At 35.3% G+C, this 1,656-nt stretch carries 2 protein-coding genes; one reads left to right on the top strand and one right to left on the bottom strand.

Annotated elements, in window-relative coordinates:
* Positions 1 to 422 (bottom strand): WD40/YVTN/BNR-like repeat-containing protein (locus ACY651_RS03835; RefSeq protein WP_462249880.1); only part of this gene is annotated, 422 nt, incomplete at its 3' end.
* 146 nt (positions 423 to 568) lie between these two features.
* On the opposite strand from ACY651_RS03835, the gene ACY651_RS03830 reads away from it, so the two are divergent.
* Positions 569 to 1,474, top strand: coding sequence for a helix-turn-helix domain-containing protein (locus tag ACY651_RS03830; protein WP_462249878.1), 906 nt, complete (start codon positions 569 to 571; stop codon positions 1,472 to 1,474).
* The last annotated feature ends 182 nt before the right edge of the window (positions 1,475 to 1,656 follow it).

Here is a 1,656-nt window from a genome sequence, read left to right as displayed (position 1 = left end):
CCGTTTATTTTTTGTAAAAATTGACCCTCATAGTTGTAAGCCAATATTCCGGTCCTGCCAGGCGCTATCCTGCTCTGTTGGCCAGGGAAAATCTCTTTTATCCAAAATGGAACTGTGGAATTTCGTTGACTGTGATATAGCCCATTGTCGGTACGTAAATAGAATCCATTATCATTAGTAAAGAAACCATCCCGCTGCACATCATCTTCGCGAAAGTTTTCAGGCAGCCCTTCGCTAATGTCCTGCCATGTTTGTCCGCCATCAGTAGATTTAAAAACGATGTTTGCAGCTCCGGCCTTATCTCTTGTTTGTACTTGCTGACTATCCAGGCAACAGGACGACCGTGGATTTTCTACCACCCGGTCAAAGTCAAATAAAAATTGAAAAAGGAGCCCAAAAGCGAGGTTATAGATGATATGCATGACTATAGTTTATTTGGTGAAACAATAATGTAAATATATTGGGGGTCAACTATCCTGAGGCATTTTAGTAGTAAAAACTTGTAAAAGATGTGTAAAAGGTTTGTAAAACCACCGAAAACTGAGGTATAATAGATTATTTTGCACACATGAAGCCATTTATTCTGTTCGGATCTTCAATCATAATAGTTGGTATTTTGATCTCTGCTGTTGCATTTATCAATAAAAAAAATGAAATTCCTGAGAATCATTTGCAAGTGGTATTACGTGATATAGGACATCAGCTTTTGCTTTCAGCTAAAGATTCTTCATCCCGGGTGCTGCCGGTTAAGAAATTAAATGAACATACATACCAGATCTCCTTTCAAAATGACTTTGGTTTTATTTCAGATACACTCATCAATTTAGTTCAACGAACATTTAAAAAAAATGCCCTGGCAAACGATTATATAGTGAGTTTGAGGAATTGTAAACAAAATGAAACTGTCTTTGCATTCGAAATAAATGGCCAAACAGGCGATTTAACACCTTGCAGGGGTCGTACGCTGGAGGTTGGTTGTTATGTTATTGAAATTGATCTTTTGAAGAAAAATAAGTTTAATTTCTTTTTGTTGTTGCTGTTGATCATTCCTTTGGGTTTTGTTGGTTTTTATGTGAAAGATAAGTTTCGGAAAAAAGAAGAGGCAGCATCAATCTCCGATGATAATGATTATATACAATTAGGAAACTTTAGGTTTTATACAGATAATAATGTTCTTAAAAGTGAGCATAAAAGTATTGCGCTTTCGGAAAAAGAAACAAAAGCACTAAAAATATTTGCAGAAAATATAAATCAAATCGTAGAAAGGGAAAAACTAATGAAAGAAATTTGGGAAGATGAAGGTATAGTTGTGATCAGTAGAAATGTTGATGTATTGGTGTCTAAATTACGTAAGAAATTAGGCGATGATAACTCCTTTAAATTTATTAACGTACATGGCAGGGGTTACAAATTTATTATTGAGCAGATACCAATTAAAAATCAAGTTAATGGGAAAAAAAATTGGAATGTGTGATTAATACTTTGTCAATTGTCAAGAGTTGTCTGATTTAGATTTACACGATTTCGTTTCAACCTATTTCAGGACGAGACAGTTGGCAGCAGTAAGATTTCTCGGTCGTCACGCCCTTTGTGTCAATTGCTTTTAGTTATTCAAATTGAGCAAATAACTTGCAATCGCTTGTGTCTCTGCACTCG

Origin of the sequence: Ferruginibacter sp., assembly GCF_031391665.1 — a bacterium.
Classification (GTDB): domain Bacteria; phylum Bacteroidota; class Bacteroidia; order Chitinophagales; family Chitinophagaceae; genus Ferruginibacter.
Note: the sequence above shows the minus strand (reverse complement) of the source record. Positions and strands in the feature narration are given on the sequence as shown.